The organism is Atrimonas thermophila, from assembly GCF_045864955.1.
Classification (GTDB): domain Bacteria; phylum Atribacterota; class Atribacteria; order Atribacterales; family Thermatribacteraceae; genus Thermatribacter; species Thermatribacter velox.
This window is the reverse complement of the sequence record NZ_AP028803.1, coordinates 871,877-894,642: the sequence shown is the minus strand read 5'-3', so window position 1 is coordinate 894,642 and position 22,766 is coordinate 871,877. Positions and strand designations below refer to the sequence as shown.

The 22,766-nt window shown below is 45.0% G+C and carries 23 protein-coding genes and 1 tRNA gene; all 24 read left to right on the top strand.

Translation table 11 applies throughout. From position 1 onward, the window contains the following. Positions 1–97 precede the first annotated feature (97 nt). On the top strand, positions 98–1,018 hold the full coding sequence (locus ACKTT1_RS04715) for a cytidylate kinase family protein (RefSeq protein ID WP_412710363.1): 921 nt from the start codon (positions 98–100) through the stop codon (positions 1,016–1,018). Beyond that, a complete protein-coding gene (hpt, locus tag ACKTT1_RS04710) occupies positions 1,011–1,580 on the top strand; it encodes a hypoxanthine phosphoribosyltransferase (protein WP_412710362.1) in 570 nt (189 codons plus the stop codon). Before ACKTT1_RS04715 ends, hpt begins: the two co-directional genes overlap by 8 nt. Position 1,581: 1 nt before the next feature. Beyond that, positions 1,582–2,655 carry a histidinol-phosphate transaminase gene (gene hisC / locus ACKTT1_RS04705; protein WP_412710361.1) on the top strand — a complete coding sequence of 358 codons (1,074 nt, stop codon included), beginning with the start codon at positions 1,582–1,584 and terminating at the stop codon, positions 2,653–2,655. After that, positions 2,648–3,295 (top strand): HAD family hydrolase, encoded by a 648-nt coding sequence (locus ACKTT1_RS04700; protein WP_412710360.1) that lies wholly within the window; start codon positions 2,648–2,650, stop codon positions 3,293–3,295. The genes hisC and ACKTT1_RS04700 overlap by 8 nt, the downstream gene beginning before the upstream one ends. A gap of 42 nt (positions 3,296–3,337) precedes the next feature. After that, entirely contained in the window at positions 3,338–5,389 is a 2,052-nt protein-coding gene (locus ACKTT1_RS04695; protein WP_412710359.1) for an adenosylcobalamin-dependent ribonucleoside-diphosphate reductase, read from the top strand. Positions 5,390–5,474: 85 nt separating this feature from the next. Further along, positions 5,475–6,542, top strand: a complete 1,068-nt coding sequence (thrC, locus tag ACKTT1_RS04690) for a threonine synthase (RefSeq protein WP_369017292.1) — start codon at positions 5,475–5,477, stop codon at positions 6,540–6,542. Next, positions 6,542–7,450 carry a homoserine kinase gene (thrB, locus tag ACKTT1_RS04685; RefSeq protein WP_369017293.1) on the top strand — a complete coding sequence of 303 codons (909 nt, stop codon included), beginning with the start codon at positions 6,542–6,544 and terminating at the stop codon, positions 7,448–7,450. The genes thrC and thrB overlap by 1 nt, the downstream gene beginning before the upstream one ends. Next, positions 7,447–8,682 (top strand): aspartate kinase, encoded by a 1,236-nt coding sequence (locus ACKTT1_RS04680; RefSeq protein WP_369017294.1) that lies wholly within the window; start codon positions 7,447–7,449, stop codon positions 8,680–8,682. The genes thrB and ACKTT1_RS04680 overlap by 4 nt, the downstream gene beginning before the upstream one ends. Continuing rightward, entirely contained in the window at positions 8,675–9,694 is a 1,020-nt protein-coding gene (locus tag ACKTT1_RS04675) for an aspartate-semialdehyde dehydrogenase (RefSeq protein ID WP_412710358.1), read from the top strand. Before ACKTT1_RS04680 ends, ACKTT1_RS04675 begins: the two co-directional genes overlap by 8 nt. A gap of 47 nt (positions 9,695–9,741) precedes the next feature. Further along, positions 9,742–9,827, top strand: a tRNA-Leu gene (locus ACKTT1_RS04670). A 118-nt stretch (positions 9,828–9,945) separates the two neighbouring features. Next, positions 9,946–11,043 (top strand): radical SAM/SPASM domain-containing protein, encoded by a 1,098-nt coding sequence (locus ACKTT1_RS04665; RefSeq protein ID WP_412710357.1) that lies wholly within the window; start codon positions 9,946–9,948, stop codon positions 11,041–11,043. A gap of 168 nt (positions 11,044–11,211) precedes the next feature. After that, the gene (gene tig, locus ACKTT1_RS04660; RefSeq protein ID WP_412710356.1) at positions 11,212–12,501 is read left to right on the top strand and encodes a trigger factor; all 1,290 of its coding nucleotides are present in this window, start codon (positions 11,212–11,214) and stop codon (positions 12,499–12,501) included. Beyond that, a complete protein-coding gene (clpP, locus tag ACKTT1_RS04655) occupies positions 12,498–13,139 on the top strand; it encodes an ATP-dependent Clp endopeptidase proteolytic subunit ClpP (protein WP_369017298.1) in 642 nt (213 codons plus the stop codon). The genes tig and clpP overlap by 4 nt, the downstream gene beginning before the upstream one ends. Beyond that, positions 13,126–14,400 carry an ATP-dependent Clp protease ATP-binding subunit ClpX gene (gene clpX / locus ACKTT1_RS04650; protein WP_412710355.1) on the top strand — a complete coding sequence of 425 codons (1,275 nt, stop codon included), beginning with the start codon at positions 13,126–13,128 and terminating at the stop codon, positions 14,398–14,400. Before clpP ends, clpX begins: the two co-directional genes overlap by 14 nt. Before the next feature lie 15 nt (positions 14,401–14,415). Then, positions 14,416–17,085, top strand: coding sequence for a valine--tRNA ligase (locus tag ACKTT1_RS04645; RefSeq protein ID WP_412710354.1), 2,670 nt, complete (start codon positions 14,416–14,418; stop codon positions 17,083–17,085). Beyond that, complete coding sequence (locus ACKTT1_RS04640; protein ID WP_412710353.1) at positions 17,082–17,708, top strand: SPOR domain-containing protein; 627 nt, start codon at positions 17,082–17,084, stop codon at positions 17,706–17,708. The genes ACKTT1_RS04645 and ACKTT1_RS04640 overlap by 4 nt, the downstream gene beginning before the upstream one ends. 13 nt (positions 17,709–17,721) lie before the next feature. Then, positions 17,722–18,114, top strand: a complete 393-nt coding sequence (locus ACKTT1_RS04635) for a DRTGG domain-containing protein (protein ID WP_369017302.1) — start codon at positions 17,722–17,724, stop codon at positions 18,112–18,114. Further along, positions 18,095–18,544, top strand: a complete 450-nt coding sequence (locus ACKTT1_RS04630) for an ATP-binding protein (protein WP_412710352.1) — start codon at positions 18,095–18,097, stop codon at positions 18,542–18,544. Before ACKTT1_RS04635 ends, ACKTT1_RS04630 begins: the two co-directional genes overlap by 20 nt. A gap of 8 nt (positions 18,545–18,552) precedes the next feature. Beyond that, positions 18,553–19,881 carry a [Fe-Fe] hydrogenase large subunit C-terminal domain-containing protein gene (locus ACKTT1_RS04625; RefSeq protein ID WP_412710351.1) on the top strand — a complete coding sequence of 443 codons (1,329 nt, stop codon included), beginning with the start codon at positions 18,553–18,555 and terminating at the stop codon, positions 19,879–19,881. A gap of 1 nt (position 19,882) precedes the next feature. Next, positions 19,883–20,236, top strand: coding sequence for a DRTGG domain-containing protein (locus ACKTT1_RS04620; protein ID WP_412710350.1), 354 nt, complete (start codon positions 19,883–19,885; stop codon positions 20,234–20,236). Continuing rightward, positions 20,229–20,969, top strand: coding sequence for a hypothetical protein (locus ACKTT1_RS04615; RefSeq protein WP_412710349.1), 741 nt, complete (start codon positions 20,229–20,231; stop codon positions 20,967–20,969). Before ACKTT1_RS04620 ends, ACKTT1_RS04615 begins: the two co-directional genes overlap by 8 nt. A 113-nt stretch (positions 20,970–21,082) precedes the next feature. Then, entirely contained in the window at positions 21,083–21,517 is a 435-nt protein-coding gene (gene mraZ / locus ACKTT1_RS04610; protein ID WP_412710348.1) for a division/cell wall cluster transcriptional repressor MraZ, read from the top strand. A gap of 8 nt (positions 21,518–21,525) precedes the next feature. Continuing rightward, positions 21,526–22,410, top strand: coding sequence for a 16S rRNA (cytosine(1402)-N(4))-methyltransferase RsmH (rsmH, locus tag ACKTT1_RS04605; RefSeq protein ID WP_412710550.1), 885 nt, complete (start codon positions 21,526–21,528; stop codon positions 22,408–22,410). Between the two features lie 14 nt (positions 22,411–22,424). Next, positions 22,425–22,763, top strand: coding sequence for a cell division protein FtsL (gene ftsL / locus ACKTT1_RS04600; protein WP_412710347.1), 339 nt, complete (start codon positions 22,425–22,427; stop codon positions 22,761–22,763). Positions 22,764–22,766: the final 3 nt, after the last annotated feature.

Genomic DNA, 22,766 nt, shown 5'->3' with positions numbered 1-22,766 from the left:
CTGTTTATTCTATTTGAAAGAGAAAAAGGGACTTACCCAACGTCCCAAAGTTCAATAGACAGAATATAAAATATTTTGCCAAAAGGGAGTTTGTGAATTGTCAAAGGGTAGCTCCGAACAAAACAACAGGGTCAAAATCATTACCATCTCTCGGGAAGTGGAAAGCTGGGGTGATGAAATCGGGAATCACTTAGCCAGCATTTTGTCTTTTCGTATTGTGGATTCCAAAAACTTTCACGAACACCTTAAAAAATATTATCCCAATCTTCCTCCAGAACCACCTCCAGGAGAAAAAGAGCGCAACATATGGTTGCGTAAAGCACGTTTTTGTTTTGAAAAAATATCCCGGGAAAACCCTTTGATAATTCTGGGTAGGGGAGGGCAAAAAATTTTTGAAAATCACCCCGATAGCTTCCACATACTGGTGGTGGCCAGTTTGCAGACCAGACTGCAAAGAGTCATTCAAAAGTATTCCCAGGAGGAAACCATTGCTCTGCGCATCCTTCTCCAGCAAGATAAAAAAAGAGAGCGTTTCTTGCTCGAAAAGTTCGGTGTGGAGTGGAAGAATCCTGCTCTGTATCATTTCACAATCAATACCTCTTTTTACTCGGTCGAAAAGGCCACCGAGCTTATCCTGGAAGCTATCGAAAACTTTCAAAGAGAAACTAAGTTGCAGCTTGAGTCACCGCCCCACAAACCGAGCACCTTTGCACACCCCTCTGAGGAAGAGTTTGCTAAGTTGCTTGATTTCTACGGCATCGAGTGGCTGTACGAACCCAAAACTTTTCCGCTGGAATGGGATGAAGAGGGGAATGTTATCGAGGCTTTTACTCCTGATTTCTATCTTCCGGAGTTTAACACCTTTATCGAGTTAACCACACAACGTCAAAAACTGGTGTGGAAGAAAAACAAAAAGGTCAGGAAATTTAGAGAACTCTATCCAGATCTCAAAATCAAAATCGTCTATTCCCGAAATTTAGAGCATATTAGAAAGAAACTGGAGCTTGAAGATGAGTAAAGAAGAGTTCCAGCTTGGAGAAGTGGTTTTTTCCAGTGCAGAAATAGAAGAAAAAATCACTGAGTTGGCTCAAAGGCTTAATCAGGAGTACGCAGCTTCTCGACCGGTGCTGATTTGTGTGCTTAAAGGAGCCGTTTTCTTTACGGTGGACCTTTCCCGTAAACTGAACTTTGACTTTGACCTTGAGTTTATTGCGCTTTCCAGGTTTCGGTCTGGAGCAGGAAAAGCGATCATCGAAAAGGACGTGGAAACGGAGCTGCGAGACAAAGAGGTACTCATTGTTGAGGACATTGTAGATACTGGCTTGACTCTTCATTTTCTGATAAATACTTTCCGAAAAAGAACCCTGAAAAAAGTGCGAGTTTGTGCTCTTCTGGATTGTCCTGCACGAAGGATAATTGATGTTACTGTGGATTACGCGTGCTTTGAAATACCGGATATATACGTTGTGGGGTATGGCCTGGATTTTAAGGGGCGATTCAGAAACCTGGGCGAAATTAGAGTTCTCAAGGATCCCTACGGGAGAAGCACCCAGATTCTCAAGCAAATGGGAAAGGAGTGAAATGATGTTAGCATTTCGAGAAGTTGTGGAGAGGATGGAAGGGTATGTTCCAGGAGAACAACCCCAAGAGAGAGGCTTTATAAAACTCAACACCAATGAAAATCCCTATCCACCTCCTCAAGAAGTGCTCAAGGCTCTCCGAGAAAAGGTTACTCCAGAATGCCTCTCTCTTTATCCTCCACCGCTTAGTGACCAGTTGCGCTTTAAGCTGTCCGAAGTGTATGGTGTCTCCCCTGAGCAAATCATAGTCGGGAATGGGTCGGATGAACTCCTGAACATCATTTTCAGGGCTTTTTTGGGTTACCGATCCCGAGTTGCTTACCTCTACCCGACCTATACTCTTTATCGTACGCTGGCGACCATCCAAGAAGCAGACTATCTGGAAATACCTTTTCAGGAGGAGGATTTCCAGCAATTGCCTTCTCGCTTTCTGACTGAAGAAGTTGACCTCAAGGTAGTTTGTAATCCTAACTCACCTACCGGGACCTTTATCCCTATGGAGGAAATAGAGAAGCTCTTGCAGAATTCCAGCTGCCCAGTGGTGCTGGATGAAGCCTATGTTGACTTTGCCGAAGAGAGCGCTCTGCCACTCTTACCAAAATACCCTCACTTGATTATTGTGCGAACGCTATCCAAGTCCTTTTCACTGGCTGGGTTGAGAATCGGCTTTCTCTTTGCGCATCCGGAAGTTGTGAGGGGCCTTCTTAAACTAAAGGATTCTTATAATGTGAATATTCTCTCTCAAATCGCTGGAGTTGCCGCTCTGGAGGGTTTGAACCAGGTTAAAGAGAATATTAGCAAGATTAAACGAACCCGGGAATGGTTCAGTCAGGCTTTGGAGAACCTCGGTTTCCAAGTGCTTCCTTCTCAGGCCAACTTCGTATTTGTGAGGAACCGTTCTTATGAAAGTTTGGAGAAAGTCTACCAGGAACTCAAAAGTCGTAAGATCTTGGTGCGCTTTTTCCCGGAATGGAAGGAGTGGTTGCGCATTACCGTAGGGAAAGACCAGGAAATGCAGATTTTGTTGGAAAACCTTAAGGAAATACTGGATAAGGAGCAAAATCAGAGTGCTTAGGCTTTTCATATGGGATCTTGATAATACCATTATCGCCAGTTCGGAGCTACTGTGGGGAGCTTTTTCATGGGTTGCTTACAAATATCTCGGTAAAAAGCTATCTCCTCGGGAAATTGTAGCCATGTATGGTCCCCCGGAAGGCGATATTGTGGAAAGGATGGTGGGCAAAGAATTAAAAGCTCAGGCACTTAAAGACTTTTATGACTTCTACTTAGCGCATCATGATTCCGGAGTCAGAGTTTTCGAGCCCGTGGTAGAAACTATACGGTACTTGAAGCGAAAACACACACTCCAGGCACTATTTACGTCCAAGGGTAGAAAGAGCGCCCAAATCACTCTTGAGAAAACAGGCATGTCCTCCCTTTTCCACCTTGTTGTTTGTGGTGATGAGGTGCTTCGTCCCAAGCCCTACCCTGATGGAGTGAGCAAGATACTGGCTTACTTTCAGGCTGATCCTCAGGAAACCATTTACCTTGGCGACTCTCCGCTTGACTATAAAGCAGCACGCGTGGCCGGAGTTTCTTTTGGGATGACACTTTGGGACGCACTTTTTGAGACTTCCAGCTTAAAGCTAAAACCACGCCTTTGTTTTGGACAACCAGCGGACTTGCAAAAGTGGGCTCGGAAAATGTATCCTTAAATTGAGAGAAAACAAAAAGGTAGAGTTGAGAAAGACATTCTCATGGAAAAACAATTTTTTCAATTCATTTACAAACGGAATGGTGAAATCGAGAGGTTTATCCCTCAAAAGATAAAGCTTGCTATAAGCAAAGCATTTTATTCTCTGAACAAAGAACCAGAGGAAACAACCATTGAAAAACTCCTTGAGGAAGTCCTCGTTCTCTTAAAAGAGCGCTTTGGTGATGCTATCCCCGGAGTTGAGGATGTTCAGGACGCAGTAGAAGAAGTTTTAATGAAGAGGGGTTTTGCTGACGTAGCCAGGGCTTATATCCTATATCGTGAAAAACGCAGGTACCTGCGAGAGGCAAAGTTAAAACTGTTTGGAGTCCAGGATGACCTGAAGCTTTCCCTAAATGCTATTCAGGTGCTTCGGGAGCGTTACCTTCTCAAAGACCAGGAAGGAAATCCTGTGGAAACACCACGCCAGATGATGGAACGGGTAGCCAGAGCCATAGCACAGATAGATGCCAGTTACGGTGAAGACCCGGAAGTGAGCTACCAGGAATTCCTTAAAACATTGATGGCTCTGGATTTTCTCCCCAATTCACCCACCTTGATGAATGCTGGTTGTCCAGGTGGACAACTTGCAGCATGTTTTGTTTTGCCGATTGAAGATTCTTTAGATGCCATTTTCGAGGCGCTTAAAAACATGGCTCTAATCCACAAATCGGGAGGAGGAACTGGATTCAGCTTTTCACGTTTACGTCCTCGGGGAGACCGGGTAAGCTCCACTGGCGGTCGTGCCTCGGGCCCTGTTTCTTTCATGCGCATCTTTGATACTGCAACCGACGTGGTGAAGCAGGGTGGAAAACGTAGAGGGGCCAACATGGGCATTCTCAGGTTTAACCACCCCGATATTCTGGAGTTCATCCAGGCTAAAAAGAAGGGGGGCGAATTTGAAAACTTCAATTTCTCTGTGGCAATAACTGACCAGGAGATGGAAGCAGTCAGGAAAAACGAGAAAATTCCTCTGACAAATCCCAGAGATGGAAAAGTCTGGCGCGAAGTATCTGCTGCCGAAATCTTTAATGTCATATGTGAAAGTGCCTGGAGCTCTGGAGAACCGGGTTGCATTTTTATAGATGAGATAAATCGCAAACACCCTCTGAAAACATTGGGAGTTATCGAGGCTACCAACCCCTGTGGCGAAGTTCCCCTTCTTCCTTTTGAGTCTTGCAATCTGGGTTCTATCAACCTTGCCCACATGGTAAACAACGGGAAAATAGACTACGCGAAACTTGGAGAAACCGTCCGCATTGCGGTACATTTTCTCGATAATGTGATAGATGCCAACTATCATCCTTTGCCCGAAACCGAGCGGATGGCCAAGGCTAACCGTAAGATAGGTCTGGGGGTTATGGGGTTTGCCGACTTACTGGTAAAAATAGGCGTGCCCTATTATTCCCAGCAGGCTCTTAAAATTGCTGAGGAAATAATGCAATATATTATGCTCCAGGCAAGAAAAACGTCTCTGGAGTTGGCCTCTCGAAGAGGAACGTTTCCCAATTTTGAGAAGAGCACCTGGTACACCCAGAACTTACCTCTGCGCAATGCAACGCTGACCTCCATTGCTCCAACTGGCTCAATCAGCATAATCGCTGGCTGCTCAAGTGGCATTGAGCCTTATTTTGCCTTAAGTTTTCGCCGTTACGTGCTTGAAAATACCGAGTTAATCGAGGTGAATCCGCTCCTTGAAGAATATCTGAAAGGACTCAAACTTTCTCAAAAGGATTGGGAAAGAATACTTGCTCAGGGCACGCTTCAGGGCATCGAGCAAATCCCTCAAAAGGTTAAAGACCTTTTCCGTACTGCCCTGGAAATACCACCTGAATTCCAGGTGAAAGTCCAGGCTGCGTTTCAAAAGTATGTTGATAACGCGGTGTCTAAAACCATAAACCTACCTCAGAACGCTTCGCTTGAAGAGGTTAAAAAGGTCTTCTTCCTGGCTCACGAGACTCATTGCAAGGGCATAACTGTTTTTAGACAGGGAAGTCGTAGTCGTCAGGCAATTTATCCGGGTTTGCTTTCTGAGAAAGAATGTGAAACCTGCTGACGGGTTTCGCTTGACCAGGTCACGGTTCATTTTCCCCCACTTTTATGGTATCATTGCCTTTATCCATGGGTAAGGAGGTTCAAGAATGCGCTGGCCTGGAATCCTGGAGTATTTTGGTGAATATTTGCCAATAACCGACAAAACACCCCAAATTACCCTTCAAGAAGGAAACACCCCTTTAATTCGTTCCTATCATCTTGCCAAAAGGTGTGGAGTGGGTTCCCTGTATTTCAAGTTTGAGGGCATGAACCCTACAGGTTCCTTTAAAGACCGTGGGATGGTGGTGGCTGTTGCCAAAGCGAAAGAAGCAGGGCAGAACATTGTTATGTGTGCTTCCACTGGGAATACCTCAGCTTCTGCTGCAGCGTATGCGAAGAGGGCGGGCATGCAATGTGTGGTGCTGGTTCCAGAAGGGAAAATAGCTCTCGGCAAGCTTTCTCAGGCCCTTATGCATGGTGCAAGGGTTTTGGCACTTGAGGGCAATTTTGATCAGGCTTTATCGATAGTGAGAGAGATAACATCCAGATATCCCGTAGCTCTGGTAAACTCCATTAATCCCCATCGCATAGAGGGTCAGAAAACTGCCTCTTTTGAGATAGAAGAGTGGCTTGGAGATATACCGGATTACCTGGCTTTACCGGTTGGCAATGCTGGTAACATCACTGCTTACTGGAAAGGGTTTAAAGAATTGATAAGTCGAGGCAAAACTCGTAAATTGCCCAAAATGCTTGGGTTTCAAGCTCAAGGGGCCTGTCCCCTGGTCCTTGGTAAGCCGGTTGAGAATCCTCAAACTGTGGCCACAGCAATAAGAATTGGTAATCCAGCAAGTTGGAAAGGAGCAATTGCGGCTCGTGATGAATCGGGAGGACTCATTGAGGCAGTGAGTGATGAGGAAATCTTGAGTGCTCAACGTCTGCTTGCCGAAGAAGAAGGCATTTTTGTGGAGCCAGCTTCAGCTGCATCTTTGGCTGGTGTTCTTAAAAAGCAGAGAGAGGGCTTCTTCAGGGGTCATGAGACTGTAGTTTGTGTTTTAACCGGCCATGGCCTCAAAGACCCGGACATTGCTATAAAACAGTGCAATGACCGAATAGAGAGAGTCAAACCTTCCCTGGAAGAAATTGTAGCCTTGCTTAATCTGGAAGGTGAGAAATAATGCTGGAAGTCGTTGCTCCTGCAACTACTGCCAATCTGGCTTGTGGCTTTGACGTGTTGGGATTGGCGCTTAACCTTTTTTTCAAGGCCAGCATCCGGAAAAGCGATGTACCGGGAATCAGGATTACAGTTTGCGGAGAAGGCGCGGATTCTCTACCCCAAAACGAAGAGAATCTATTTGTGAAAAGTATGCAGTATCTGTGGTCAGAAATAGGGTTCCATCCCAATTGGGGGCTGGAAATAGTCACCCAGAATGAAATTCCCATTTCTCGTGGCCTGGGGAGTAGTGCTGCTTGCATAACAGCAGCCCTTCTTGCAGCCAATGAACTGGCAGGAAATCCGCTTGGCCAGCGCCAGCTTCTGAATTTAGCCTGGAAAATCGAAGGACATCCTGATAATGTTCTTCCCGCATTTCTGGGAGGGTTTACTATAGCATCAACTTTTGACGATGAACTGCAGTTTAAAAGGTGCTCTTTTTTAGACCTTGAGATTGTCGCTTGCATTCCCGACTATCAACTTTCTACCAGAGAAATGCGCCGAGTTCTTCCAGAAAAATACTCTCGTCAGGACGTGGTCTTCAACTCAAGTCGGCTTGCTTTTCTGGTAGCAAGTGTTTATGAAAAAGACCCGGAGGGGTTTTTAAAGTCACTTCAGGATTTCATCCACGAACCTTATCGGGGTAAATACATCAAAGGTTTTGAAGAAGTCAAAGCCTACGTTACTAAAAATGGACTTGGCAATGTTGCCATAAGCGGTTCCGGACCCACCCTCGTGCTTTTTTTACGTCGATCTCTTACTGAAAAGGAGAGAAAGAGTATAATAAAAATATTTCAGGATAATGGAGTTGGAGAAATAAAGCTGGTTGCCATGAGCTGGACAGACCATGGAGCGCAGGTGAAACATAGATGAGCTTGATTGTCCAAAAGTATGGTGGTTCCTCAGTGGCCACCCTTCAAAAGATGCAGTTTGTGGCTGAAAAAATAAAAAAATACTTTGAGCAGGGTCACCAATTGGTGGTTGTTGTATCAGCAATGGGCAAAACCACCGATGAACTTCTGCACAAAGCGTTTACCCTGCATCCATCCCCACCAGAAAGGGAACTGGACATGCTGCTTTCGACGGGGGAACAGGTCTCCATAGCCCTACTCGCCATAGCTCTTGATGCGCTGGGTATTCCTTCTCTTTCCTTGACTGGTGGACAGGCAGGGATTATTACTACCGATCTCCACACCAAGGCCAAAATCATTCATATTGATGTCCACCGGATTCTGGAGGGTTTAGAGCAAAATAAGGTGGTCATTGTCGCCGGATTTCAGGGTAAAAACCTTCAGGATGATATCACCACCCTGGGGAGGGGAGGTAGTGACACTACCGCCTGTGCCCTGGCTTATGCTTTGAAAGCGGATTTCTGTGAAATTTTTACCGATGTCAATGGCGTTTTTACAGCCGATCCCAGGATAGTGCCTCAAGCAAAAAAAATAGATCGTATTTCCTACGACGAGATGTCAGAAATGGCCAATCTTGGAGCCAAAGTTATGCAGTTGCGAGCAGTGGATTTTGCCCATGCTTATCGGGTTAAAGTCCACGTGCGTTGCACCTTTGATGATCAGGAAGGAACCTGGATTGAAGAGGTGGGGAATATGGAAAATGCCCAGGTGAGAGCGGTAACGCACAGTGGTGACGTGATAAAAGTAGTTTTGCAGGGTGTTCCCAATAGACCCGGTATTGCTGCCCAGATCTTTGAAGCACTTGCCAATCTTTCGGTGTCCATAGACATGATTATCCAGAGTGAGGGTAGAGAAACCGTAAAAGACGTGGCTTTTGTGGTGCTGAAAGAAGACGAGAGTAAGGTCAAAAAAGCCATCGAAGAATTGCGTGGCAAAATAAACTTCCAGAACATCATTCTGGACTACGAAAAAAGCAGGATATCAATCGTGGGTGCCGGCATTGCTTCAAACCCCCAGATTGCATATCGTATGTTCAAAATTCTGGCTGAGAACAATGTCAATATAGACATGATAAGTACCTCTAATTTGAGAATATCCTGTCTTATACCTCGAGAAAAAATGGAAGAATCGGTACGGGCCCTGCACAGGGAATTCATAGAAGAAGAAAAGATAGAGGTGGAGACTAATGAGTAAACTCAAAGTAGCCATAGCTGGAGTAACTGGGGCGGTTGGCCAGGAAATGCTCAAAATCCTTGAGGAGCGTGCTTTTCCAGTGCGTGAACTCATTCCTCTTGCCTCAGAGCGCTCCCGGGGAAAAGAGGTCACTTTTCATGGTGAAAAACTGGCCGTACAGGTGCTTTCCGAATTTGATTTTAAAGGGGTTGACCTGGCTCTCTTCAGCGCAGGTGCAAAGACCAGCAGGACTTTTGCGCCGCTTGCTGCTTCTCAAGGATGCATAGTTATTGATAATTCTTCGGCATTTCGCCAGGACCCAGAAGTGCCCCTCGTTGTTCCTGAGGTGAACCCTCACAAGATAAGCGATTACAAAAATAAAAACATCATTGCCAATCCCAATTGTACCACCATAATTTCGATAGTGCCTCTTAAGCCTCTGCACGATTTTGGGAAGATAAAGAGAGTAGTTGCAGCAAGTTATCAAGCTACTTCTGGTGCGGGAGCTATGGCTATGCAGGAGTTGAAAGAGCAGGTACAAAGCTATGTTGAGGGAAGACCACTGGAGGTAAAGGTTTTTCCGCATCAAATAGCTTTCAACCTTATTCCCCACATAGACGTGTTTATGGACAATTTTTACACTAAAGAAGAAATGAAGATGGTCTGGGAGACTCAAAAAATCATGGATGATAACTCCATCAAGGTCACGGCAACCTGCGTTAGAGTACCGGTATTTAGAGCGCATTCAGTAGCCTTAACTGTAGAAACTGAAAAAAAGATAACCCGCGAAAAAGCAATAGAACTGTTTACCCAGGCTCCGGGAGTAGTAGTTGAAGACGATCCTACTCAAAACAAATATCCCATGCCCTGGCTTGTAGCTGGCAAAGATGAGTGTTTTGTGGGAAGGATTCGAGAAGACATATCTCATCCTTCAGCACTTACTTTCTGGGTAGTTGGTGATCAACTACGCAAAGGAGCAGCACTCAACGCTATACAGATAGCCGAACTACTTATCCAGAAAAACATCTTGTGAACAATTGCAAAAAGAAATTTGATGACTAAAATATAACTTGTCTCTGGGCGAGAGTGGCGGAAATGGCAGACGCGCTGGACTTAGGATCCAGTGGGCTAAACCCGTGCGGGTTCAACTCCCGCCTCTCGCACCAGCGCTCTCCAACCCTTGAACTTCTCTCCATCGAAAGCCCCAGGGTTATACAGGTACCGTCAAAAGTGAGCGTAATAATCGGGTCCCATTCGAATCTATACAGGTAAGGAGAGGTAAAAATGCAATTCCACATTTTTTCCACCAAGAGAGAACCACGCATTGGGTCCTTGATAATGCTTGTAATCTTTGCGTGGAGTGTCAAAAAACCCCGGAGACTCCTTTTTCTGGTAAAGATTTTTGGCATATTTCTCCGTGCTCTACTGATACGGGGCGTGAAAGCCAGGCGCTTGAACGGGAACATACCGCTTGTTCTGGGTATCAGTCCAACCCTGCGGTGCAATTACAACTGCCAGGGTTGTTATGCGCTAAAAAGCCCCATCCAGGACGAGCTTTCTTCAGCAGAGCTCAATGGTCTGCTGGAGGAAGCGGAAAGCTTTGGGGTGGCATCAGTGGTGGTGACTGGAGGAGAACCCTTCTTGAGAGAAGACCTGCTTCTGACGATGGAAAAACATCGGAAATTGCTTTTTGTGGTGGTAACGAATGGTGTTTTTCTCACTCCCGCTTTTGCAAGAAGAATAGCTCAGAGTAGGAACATAATCATCCTGGTAAGCGTTGAAGGCTTTGAAGAGGAGACCGATGCCAGAAGAGGAAAAGGAGCATACAGAAAGGCCTTGCAAAGCATGAAGTATTTAAAAGCCGAAGACTTGCTTTACGGTTTTGCGGCTACAGCGAATACGGCCAATTTAGAAGCCCTTTCTTCAGATCGGTTCACCGAAGAAATGCTCAATTTAGGGTGCAAAGTAGGTTTTTTTACCGAATACATCCCCTCTGGAGAGAAACCGGTTAGCAACTGGATACTCAACAACCAGGAGAGGGAAAAGTTAAGAACGAAAGTCCTCGAGTTGAGGAGGAAGAAGGCACTGGTGATTATTCAGTTTCCCCATGATGAATACGGAAAGCACAATATGTGTTCGGCTTCTGGCAAAGCATTTTTGCACATCAACGCTCACGGTGAAGTAGAGCCCTGCCCATTTGCTCCCTACTCCTGTGAAAACATAAGGGAGGGAGGTTTGCGCTTAGCCTTTGAGTCCGCTTTCCTCAGGGCAATTCGCAACCAGCCTCACCTGATGCGAAGAAATACCTACGCCTGTGCCCTCTTTGAGCATCGAGACGAAGTGGGTAAGTTGCATGATGCAATCCTGAACAGCAGGAAATGAAAACAGACATTTCTGGTTTTAATAGACGTTTTCCACTGTAATGATTGGCTCTTGTTGACGAAATGGGTCAGGCAAACTATAATACCACAGGCAATCTCTTAGAGATTGAGCGGCTTTGCCCGTAGCACAATTCCGTGTCTAAGGCAAAACATAGAGGAAGGTGACAAAATGTTAGAAGTCAAAAAACAGGAAAAAGAGAAGCACCTAATAGAGTTAGAAGTGAAAGTGACCACTGAAAAGGTAAGTGAGGAATTGAACGCTGTATATGCTGAACTGAACCGGAAAATAAGTGTTCCTGGCTTTAGAAAGGGGAGAGCACCCCGTTCTATTCTAAGAAGCAGGGTAGGCAAAGAAGCAGTACTGGATTACCTTGCTCAGAAGCTTGTTCCCTGGGCTTTGCAAGAGGCGCTGAAGAGAGAACCGGTGGAATTCATCGGAGAGCCCGAGGTAGAAATAGTAGAGATAGAAGAGGACCAGCCTGCTGTTTTTCGATTTACCCTTATCGAAAGACCTCAAGTTACCCTTCCGGATCCCGAAAATATTGAAGTGAAGAAGTATAAAATAGAGATAAGGGAGCAGGATATCGAAAGGGAATTGCAACGCCTCAGGGAATCCCGAGGCAAATGGGTAGAAAAAGACGAACCTGTTCAGGCAGGCGACCTGGTAACTTTTAAGGTTGGTGAACAGTCTTATTCGGTGCTGGCAGGAGAAAACGAAGGCCTGGCACAGGAAGTGTTGGGAACAAAAAAGGGTGAGCAAAAAACAGTTACTCTTGAGAAAGAAGACGGAGATACGGTTGAAGTAGATCTGGAAATTACGGGTATTCTCCAGAAAAAAATTCCGGAGATAGACAATACTTTCTTGAAAGAAATAGGAGAATTTGAAAGTGTGGAAGCCCTCAAAGCGAAAATACGGGAATCTCTGGAAAAGTTAGCTCAAGACCTTATCGAAGAGAGAATGAAGAGAGAAATAATTGTAGAGTTAGTTAAAAACTCTGAGCTCTTTCTTCCTGAACCACTTATTCAGTTTGAGACCCGCCAACAGATAGAAGCTTTCCGCAAAAGACTGGAACGGGATAATCTTACTCTGGAAAAGTATCTGGAACTTACCAATAGCGATTTTGCTTCTTTTGAAGAGAGTATGCGGAAAGTAGCCCAGTGGGAACTGCGAAAAATGTTTGTTATCCAGCAATATATTGAGCAAAACGAAATCAAGGCTGAAGAAGAAGAAATCCAAGAAAAAATTAACGATCTTGCCAGAACTGCTGGTAAAGAACCTCAAGAGGTTAGAAACATCTTGGAACGAAATGATAGAATAAAAAATATCGAAAATAATATAAAATTTGAAAAAATGTTTGAACACCTTAAACAAAGGATAAAGATAAGGGAAATTGAAGAACCGATAAATCTTGATCAGTGGAAAGCTCTGGCAGATCCTGAAGAGGAGATGGTAGTGTGAAGAAAGAACCTCGCTTAAACTATCTGGTGCCTATTGTGGTTGAACAAACCCCCCGCGGAGAGAGAGCCTATGACATTTACTCAAGGCTCTTGCAGGACAGAATTATTTTCCTGGGCACCGAAATAAATGATACAGTGGCTAACCTGGTAATTGCTCAATTACTTTTTCTGGAAGCCATGAACCGTGAGAAAGATATAAATCTTTATATTAATAGCCCCGGAGGTCTGGTGTCGGCCACGCTGGCTATTTACGACACCATACAGTATATCAAGCCCGATGTGGCCACCATATGCATTGGGCAGGCAGCAAGTGGAGCGGCGGTTATTTTAGCTGCTGGGGCCAAAGGGAAAAGAATGGCTCTACCCAATTCCCGGATAATGATTCACCAGCCTTTGGGAGGGGCTCAAGGTCAGGTGACGGATATTGAAATCCACGCCCGGGAAATGGTAAAAATAAGAGACCGCCTGAACGAGCTTTTGGCTTTTCACACTGGACAACCGGTTGAAAAAATCCGCAGGGATACGGAGCGAGACTTTTTCATGTCTTCTGAAGAGGCAAAAGAATATGGCATCATAGACCGGGTGCTTTACCCTGATAAAATACTGGGAGGAAAAAAGGAGAAAAATGACCAGATTTGATGAAGATAGAGGAAAACTTCGTTGTTCTTTCTGCGGCAAAACCCAGAGTGAAGTTAAAAAGCTCATTGCAGGTCCAGGAGTATATATTTGTAATGAATGCATCGAGCTTTGCAATGAAATAATTAAGGAAGATTCTCATAAAACCAGAAAAGAGTGGACCCCGGACCGCATTCCAACACCTAAGGAAATCAAAGAGTATCTCGATCGCTACGTTGTTGGACAGGAAAGAGCGAAAATAACGCTCTCTGTAGCTGTATATAATCATTATAAAAGGATTTTTTATCGTACGGAGGAAGAAAACGTAGAAATAGAAAAAAGTAACGTCTTGCTGATCGGACCCACAGGATGTGGTAAAACCCTGCTTGCCAAAACTTTGGCGAAATTTCTAAATGTTCCATTTGCGATAGCAGATGCCACCACCCTGACTGAGGCAGGGTACGTAGGCGAAGATGTGGAAAATATTTTACTGCGCCTCATTCAAAACGCCAATTTTGACATAAAACGTGCCGAGAAGGGCATAGTATACATCGACGAAATCGACAAAATCGCCCGCAAAAGCGATAGCCCTTCTATCACCAGGGATGTTTCTGGTGAGGGTGTACAGCAGGCATTGCTTAAAATCCTGGAAGGCACTATAGCTAACGTACCGCCACAGGGAGGAAGAAAACACCCCCATCAGGAGTTCATTCAAATCAATACTGAAAACATTCTTTTTATTTGTGGTGGTGCCTTTGTGGGACTGGAGAAAATCGTTGAGGCAAGATTGAAGGACCGTCGCATAGGATTTGGCAACAAAGAATTGCTTTCTCCTGACGTGGAGAAAACAAATATTTTACATCGGGTTCAACCTGAAGACCTGATCAAGTTTGGCATGATACCAGAGTTTGTAGGGAGAATACCCGTAGTCTGTGCGCTGGATCCTCTCCAAGAAGAAGACCTGGTCAGGATACTTACTGAGCCCAGAAACAGTTTGATAAAGCAGTTCCAGAAGCTCTTTGAATTAGAGGGCGTAACCCTAACCTTTACTGAAGGTGCGCTAAAGCTAATCGCTAAGAAGGCTTTGAAAGAAGGCACTGGAGCAAGAGGTCTGAGAGCCATTATAGAAAGGATAATGACCGACTTGATGTTTGAATTACCCTCTCGCAAAGATGTAAAGTCGGTAGTAATAGACGATCAGTTTATACTTGACGCTGAAAGAAAAAGAGAACTCTTTCTCTCCCTCCTGGAAGATAAGACTGCTGAAGAAAAAGAATCTGCTTGAGAAGAGGAGAGTGACATGAGCGTCGAAAAGAGCAAAGCCATTCCCCGAGCCTTCGATCCTTCGGAAATAGAAGGAAAGCTTTACAGTTTTTGGGAAAAAAGCGGCTTTTTTACCCCCGATTTAGAAAGCTCCAAGCCGCCTTTTTCCATAGTTATACCTCCCCCTAATGTGACCGGCTTCCTTCATATGGGGCATGCATTGAACCTTACCCTTCAGGACATCCTGGCGCGCTTCAAAAGAATGCGAGGATTTAATGTGCTTTGGGTTCCGGGCACTGACCATGCGGGTATCGCTACCCAGAACGTGGTGGAGCGGGAACTTGCCAAAGAAGGGTTGAGCCGGCACGACCTGGGAAGAGAAAAATTTCTGGAAAGAGTATGGCAGTGGAAGGAAGTTTATCATAAAAGAATCAGGAACCAATTAAAACGTATGGGAGCTTCCTGCGATTGGACCAGAGAAAGGTTCACTATGGATGAAGGACTCTCCAGGGCAGTTAAGGAAGTTTTTGTCCGTCTTTTTGAGGAAGGGTTTATTTACCAGGGCGAATATATTGTCAACTGGTGCCCGCGCTGCGAAACTGCGCTTGCCGATATAGAGGTCGATTTTAAGGAGCAGAAGGGGAAACTCTATTACATACGGTATTATTTTAAAGACGATCCTGAAAAGTTTCTCACCATTGCCACCACTCGCCCGGAAACCATGCTGGGTGATGTGGCCGTAGCCGTCAACCCTGAGGATGAGCGCTATAAGGCTTTGATAGGGAAAGTGGTTATTCTTCCTCTGGTGGGTCGAGAGCTCCCGATAATTGCCGATGCTTACGTGGATCCCAAATTCGGCACTGGTGTGCTCAAGGTGACACCGGCGCATGACTTCAACGATTTCGAACTGGGCAAAAGGCATAACTTGCCCTTGGTCAAGGTGATTGACCAGAAAGCCAGAATGACTGGAGAAGCTGGCGAATTTGCTGGACTATCTCGCGAAGAATGTCGTGAAAAAATAGTGGCCAGACTTTCCCAGTTGGGATACCTTGAAAGAGTGGAAGACCATACCCACGCAGTAGGCAGATGTTATCGCTGTACCACAGTAGTGGAGCCGCTAATTTCAAAGCAGTGGTTTGTCAAAATGAAAGAACTGGCTACACCAGCCATTAAAGCGGTCGCTGAAAAGCAAATAGAGTTTATACCTGAAAACTGGGAAAAAGTCTATTTCGAGTGGATGTATAACATAAAGGACTGGTGTATTTCCAGGCAAATCTGGTGGGGACACCAGATTCCGATTTTCACCTGTGAAGAGTGCAATTTTGTGTTTGCACATCGAAATCAGCCTGAACGCTGTCCAAAATGTGGAGGGAAAGTACACCAGGAAGAAGATGTGCTCGATACCTGGTTTAGCTCTGCGCTCTGGCCTTTTTCGACTCTGGGTTGGCCCCAAAAAACTAAAGAACTGGAGATTTTCTATCCTACCTCGGTACTGGTAACTGGTTTCGACATCATATTCTTCTGGGTAGCCCGAATGATTATGATGGGTCTCAAGTTCACCGGTGAAGTGCCCTTCCGCAAAGTTTACATAACGCCTTTAGTGAGAGATGCCCAGGGAAGGAAAATGAGTAAATCCGCAGGCAATGCTATAGATCCCCTGGAAATTACCCAAAAATATGGTGTTGATTCTTTGCGCTTTGCTCTCGCCTGGTTGACCATTCAGGGAAGAGATATCAATCTTTCTATGGAAAGAATTGAGGCATCAAGGAACTTCATGAATAAGCTCTGGAACGCTTCCCGATTCGTTTTGATGAACACTGAAGAGTTAAGGCCCTCAGATGTTGAAGAACCAGTTCCTGTTTCCCTCCTTGACCTCAAAGACCGCTGGATTCTTTCCCGCCTCCAGCAGACTATAGAACAGGCAACCAGTGAGCTCGAGAGATTTAACTTTGGAGAATACACAAACCTGATATATGAATTTGTCTGGGGAGAATTCTGCGACTGGTACATAGAGTGGTGCAAAAAAGATCTCTATGAAGGAAAACCCCAGGAAAGGAGAAAAGCCCAGCAATTGCTGGTTCAAATTCTCTCCCAAATACTTAAATTACTTCACCCCATTGCACCCTACATAACTGAGGAGATATGGCAAAATCTTCCCCTCAGCGAAGCTGAGAGTATCATGATAGCTCCCTGGCCCGAAAGCTCGCCCGAGAAGATTGACTTCGAGGTAGACGAGTTGATTGGTATCTTTCAAGCAATTATTCGTGAAATACGCTTTCTTAAGTCTGAGTTACGCATACCGCTTACGCACCAAAGCGAAGTGATTATCAACCTTACCGATGCCAGCTCTCCCGTAGAGGAACTTAACACCTATAAGAACTACATTGAAACGCTGGCCAGGTGCACTGTTAAAGAAATAGGTGTTGGCTTGGAAAGACCAGAAGGCTTTGCAATATCCAGTACTAAGGGAGCAGAAATTTACCTTAATGTTGAAGGGGCCATTGATATTGGTCAGGAATTGCAGCGTCTTGAGAAAAAAATTCAAGAAGTTGATGAAGAGCTGGAAAGAGTTTCCAGAAGAATCAACAATCCAGATTTCCTGAATCGGGCTCCGGAAGAAACCGTGCAAAGAGAAAAGCGGAGATTTTCTGAGCTGAATGCAGAGAAAGCCAAGCTTGTTCGCCTGAAAGAGGCTATAGCAAAATGATGATTTCTCCTTTCAGGAAAAAAGACCCTGTTGAAACTATTGTTATTCTGGCAGGTGGCCTGGTAATAGTGGTCTTTGCTTTTTTCGCAGCGCGTGGAGACCTTGAAGCCTATACTTCCATGATAACAGGAAGCTGGGTAAAAGAAAGGGCAGACACTGGTCCTGCCAGCCGATTAGTTTCTGGAAGCACTGGACAGAAAGCTCTGAATGTTCAGAAAAGTCCCGAAGTGTTGCCTCCGCCTGAGACACCTCCACCATCCCCATTGCAAACAGTTCAAAAGGAGTCGGACTCAATAACGGTTTCTCAGATAGAAAATCAAAGCACGCCCAAACCTACCTCAGCACCTCCCGTTTCGAAAAGCCCCGCTTCAGAAACCCGGTCGGACCAGGCGAGCTCGGTGTCGCAGAAAGAAGGTTATTACGTTCAGGCTGGAGCCTTTTCCCAAATTGCCAATGCAGAAAGGATGCGCTCTTTGCTAAAGGAACTTGGCTTTACAGCTTCTATAGAAAAAGACAACAATGTTTACAAAGTGAGAATATACGGCTTTACCACTTTCGAAGAGGCCAAACAAACAGTGAGCAAACTTGCCAGTCAGGGCATAGAAGCATTTGCCGGTAAATAAGGAGAGGTTGGTCATGACTTTAAGAGAAATCAAGGAAATTCTTGATGCTGAAGTCCTTGCAGGGGAAGAGTTTCTGGATCAGGAACCTGTATCAGCGTGTGGTAGTGATTTGCTTAGTGATGTGTTGGCTTTTACAAAAGAGAGGTCAGTGTTGCTTACTGGTTTAACCAATGCCCAGGTGATTCGCACTGCAGAAATGAGCGATTTGGTGGGGATAATATTTGTACGCGGTAAAAAGCCTGACTCTGCGACTATAGAGCTTGCCAACATCAAGAAAATACCTCTTTTGGCTACCAAACTACCTATGTATGAAGCTTGTGGAAGACTTTACATGAAAGGCCTTAAAGGCTGTAGTGAACTAAACTCTACTGCCTGCAGTACGCCCGATGAAACAGACAAACAATGAACCACTTATTTCCTTGCAGCGTAACATAAACGGTGGAGATTTTCAGAGTGCAGGGGATATTTCCAGTGAAATAAAAAAAATCCTTCAGCAAACCGGTTTTCCACCTAACTTTACAAGAAGAGTGGTTATTGCTGCCTATGAAGCAGAAATGAATGTTGTAATCCATGCCTATCGAGGTGTTTTCTCCGTAGATATATATCCCGACCGAGTACATATTGTGGTGGACGACGAAGGACCTGGTATACCAGACTTGGAGTTAGCCTTCCAGGAAGGTTATTCGACAGCTCCACCCCACATAAGGGAAATGGGTTTTGGAGCAGGATACGGACTATCCAATATGAAGAAATGCTCAGACCAGCTCAACATCGAAACCCAAGTTGGAAAAGGAACTAAGGTGATTATGGACTTTTTTCTTAAAAACAAGGCTTAGGTGGGCTTATGGAACTTGCTACCTTTTTTCATTCAGTACGCCTGGATGAAGAAAAATGTAAAGGTTGTACTCATTGTATCAGGCGCTGTCCCACTGAAGCAATAAGAGTGAGGGGAGGGAAGGCGCGCATTGATGAAGAACGTTGCATAGATTGTGGCGAGTGTATCAGGACTTGTCCCAACCATGCAAAATATGCTCAAAGTGACCCATTGGAAAGCATTCGAAAGTTTAAGTACTCGGTAGCACTTCCGGCTCCCTCTTTTTATGCCCAGTTCAGAGTGGATACCCCTTTGGAGAAAATACTTGGTGGACTACTAACACTGGGTTTTTCAAGTGTGTTTGAAGTTGCCAGAGGAGCTGAAATACTTGCTGAAGCCACGGCTGAATACTTGTCCAGAAAAGAGGTTCCAAAACCAGTCATTTCCTCGGCTTGTCCCGCTGTGGTAAGGCTTATCGAAGTGAAGTTTCCTTCGCTCATTGAAAACCTTTTGCCGATGGACTCGCCTCTGGGAGTAGCAGCAAAAATTGCTCGCCTGGAAGCGCTCAAGCAGGGCTTTAAGTCTGAAGAAGTAGGTGTTTTTTTTATCACTCCCTGTCCTGCCAAGGTTACCGAGGTAAGGCAAAGTAAAGAGGACCTTTCAAGAATTGATGGTGCCATATCCATTTCGGAGGTTTATTCTCAACTCGTCAATAGGCTTGACCAGGCAAAGCCTGCTGCTTCTTTTCAGATGGCAAGCTGGAAGGGTATAGGATGGGCGCGCTCAGGTGGTGAACAGGAATCCCTGGGGGAGGGGGAGTTTATGGCGGTGGATGGAATTCATAACGTTATCTCAGTTCTGGAAAAGATAGAAATGGGAGAGCTCTCGAAAGTGGTTTATTGCGAAGCCCAAGCCTGTGTTGGAGGGTGCATTGGCGGGGTTCTGGCAGTCCGTAACCCCTTTATCGCCAAAGTTAGCGTAAACCACCTGATTAAAAAATACAGTAACTACAAGCCCATAGAAAAAGATTTACTTTTGGAGTGGCAACAGAAAGGGATACTGCTGAGAAGTACCCCATATCGGGCCAAGGAAGTATTAAAACTTGACAAAGATTTCAGAAAAGCCATGCAAAAGTATCAAACAATAGAGAAGCTAACTGAAAAACTGCCAGGGCTTGATTGTGGAGCGTGCGGTTCACCGACCTGCAGAGCCCTTGCTGAAGATATAGTGCTTGGCAAAGCCCTGGAAACCGACTGCCCTTTTCTGCTAAGAGAACAACTGCTTGAGAAAGCCAGGGAGATTCAAGAATTGGCGAGCAGAGTTCCTCAAACCATGGCTGGGAAGAAGGAGGAGGATTGACATGAAAATAATCGAGATTATTGAACCTCTCCAGGCTCAAGTTATTGCAAAAGGCGACCCGGAACAACAGGAAGTTTCTGGAGGTTATGCAGGAGACCTGTTAAGTGATGTTATAGCAAATGCGAAAGAAAACTCTGTTTGGGTGACCATTCAATCCCACCCTAACGTTGTTGCAGTAGCAAAGCTGGTTGGTATCCCCTGTATCGTAGTAACCAACTTCCAGGATGTTGATGAACAAACTTCGCAGCGTGCTGAAAAAGAAGGTATTACCATTCTCAAAACCCCTCTTACCACCTATCAAGCGGTTGCTGTCCTTTCTCGGCTTGGTTTACCAGGCTTGAGACGCAATGTCTGAAACCTTGTTGCGTGCTGACCTTCACATTCACTCTGTGCTTTCACCTTGTGCACAGAGAGAAATGTTACCCCACCGCATAGTTTTTGAAGCCCTGCAAAAGAAACTGGATGTTATTGCAGTAACTGACCATAATGCGTGCGAAAATGTTGGACTCACCATGGAATTAGGACAGCGTTTTGGTTTATGGGTAGTACCAGGGATTGAAGTGGAAAGCAAAGAAGAAATACACCTTTTGTGTTTTTTTCCTACTTTAGAGTTGCTCACTCTCTTCAACCGAGAAGTTGACGCTAATCTTTCGCGGATTCCCATCAATGAAGAAATATGGGGCGAGGAGTGGGTTATCGATGAAGAAGGTGCAATCAAAGCGAAAAAAGAATACCTGTTGACGTATCCAACGCAATTGTCGGCAGAAGAACTCATTACTTTGGCTCGCAAATACCAGGGATTTGTTGTTCCCTCTCACATTGACCGAGCTTCTTACAGCGTGCTTGCCAACCTGGGTTTCATACCACGGGAGTGGGGTATTGAAACAGTAGAAATCTCTTCCTGGCAGAAAGCAGAAACCCTTCGAGGAAATATTAATCTCGGAGAGTACGTTCTGGTTTCATTTTCTGACGCCCATTCTCTTTCCGAAATTGGTCGTACCTTCACACTACTTGAAATTCAAAAAAGAGACTGGACGTCATTGCTCCAGACCCTGACCACCAGGAAATTCTTTCCACATCAGAGCTAATTCTTTTCTGGCTTTCTTGAGTACTCAAACTTTTGTTCTGTTTCTCTTTTCACCCTCATGTTCTATCCTTTTTGTGGAGTGTTATGTCTTTTTGTGGGGGAAAGTGGGGAATAATGTTCCTTGGTCAGTTCGAGTATTCCGTAGACGCCAAAGGGAGAATAACCATTCCCAGCACCTTTCGTAAGGATTTGAGCGATAAAGCATATCTAACTAAAGGAGTGGAAAGATGCATTCTTGTTTACCCCGAAGAATCCTGGCAGAATTTGTGTCAAAAAGTGGCAAACCTTTCTTTCACCAAAAAAGATGCTCGAGAATTTACCCGCTTTTTTTTCGCTAACGCTTCTCAAGAATCAATTGACTCTCAGGGTAGAATCCTGCTTCCCCGACACCTCAGAGAATATGCTTCAATCGACAAAAAAGCAGTTATTGCTGGTGCCGGAAAGGTAATCGAGATTTGGTCGGAACAGAACTGGAGAGAACACATGAAAGAAGTTGAGGAAAAATTTGGAGATATTGCGGAAAAGATAATGTTTGAAACCAACCTGTGAGAAATTCCATGGAAGAAATTTTTCACAAACCGGTAATGGTTCAGGAAGTTTGTAGTTTCCTACCGCTCTCTGAAGAGGAGGGAATATTTGTTGACGCAACATTGGGGGGAGGCGGACATACCCTGGAAATTCTAAAGCGTTCTTCTCCAGCAGTTCGTGTCATTGGCATAGACCAGGACCCAGAAGCAATAGAATTTGCTCGCAAACGGTTGGCTCCTTTTACAGAAAGAGTAACTCTGGTTAAAGGTAATTTTTCCCAAGTGGACCAGATCCTGAAAAGTCTTGGGATTACTGACATTTCGGGCATTCTCTTTGATTTGGGTGTATCTCTTCATCAACTTAAAACACCCGAGCGAGGCTTCAGTTTTCAGCTAAACGGCCCTTTGGATATGCGAATGAATGCTTCTTCTCCGGGAGAAACCGCTTATCAGCTGTTAAACAAAGCCTCCGAGAAAGAACTACAACACATCATTTCCGTCTTTGGGGAAGAACGCTTTGCCAGGCGCATTGCCCGAGCTATAGTCCGAAGGCGCCAGAAAAGACCTATACAAACAACTGGGGAATTAGCGGAACTGATTAGTAAGACATACCCTCCTGGCAGACATCGTATCCATCCAGCAACTCGCACGTTTATGGCTTTACGAATTTTTATTAACCGGGAAATAGAAAACCTTGAGCAGGCTCTTCAAAAGAGTGTGTTCTTCCTCAAAAAGGGAGGCACAATCGTAGTGATTGCCTATCATTCAATTGAAGACAGGGTGGTCAAAAACTTTTTTAAAAGCTCGAAAGAACTGGCGGTGCTTACCAAAAAACCTCTTTTGCCAGGTCCTGAGGAACGCAGAGAAAATCCCTGCTCTCGGAGCGCACGTCTCCGAGCAGCACAAAAAATATAGAGGGGGAAACGGAGATGGAAGGTTCAAAGGTCAACCTTTACATTTTAACGTCTGTTGTCCTAATCTGTGTTTTGTCGATTGGTTATCTTTATCTTCAGGCTAAATTGCTTGAGAAGTCCCTTATGCTTGAAGCGTGTCAGCAAAAGATTACTACTTTGAAGGCACAAGCTGAGCAACTGGAGAAAGAAGTCAAATTTTTGGCTTCTCTGGAGCGCATACAGAAAATTGCTCAGGAAAAACTGGGAATGCAACCCCCCACAAAAAGGGTTTTTCTGGCGAGTCTACCCGGAATACCTCAATCTGCGACTGCGCGTGTAGCTGAGAAACAACATCCTTTTGAGATAACAGACTGATTC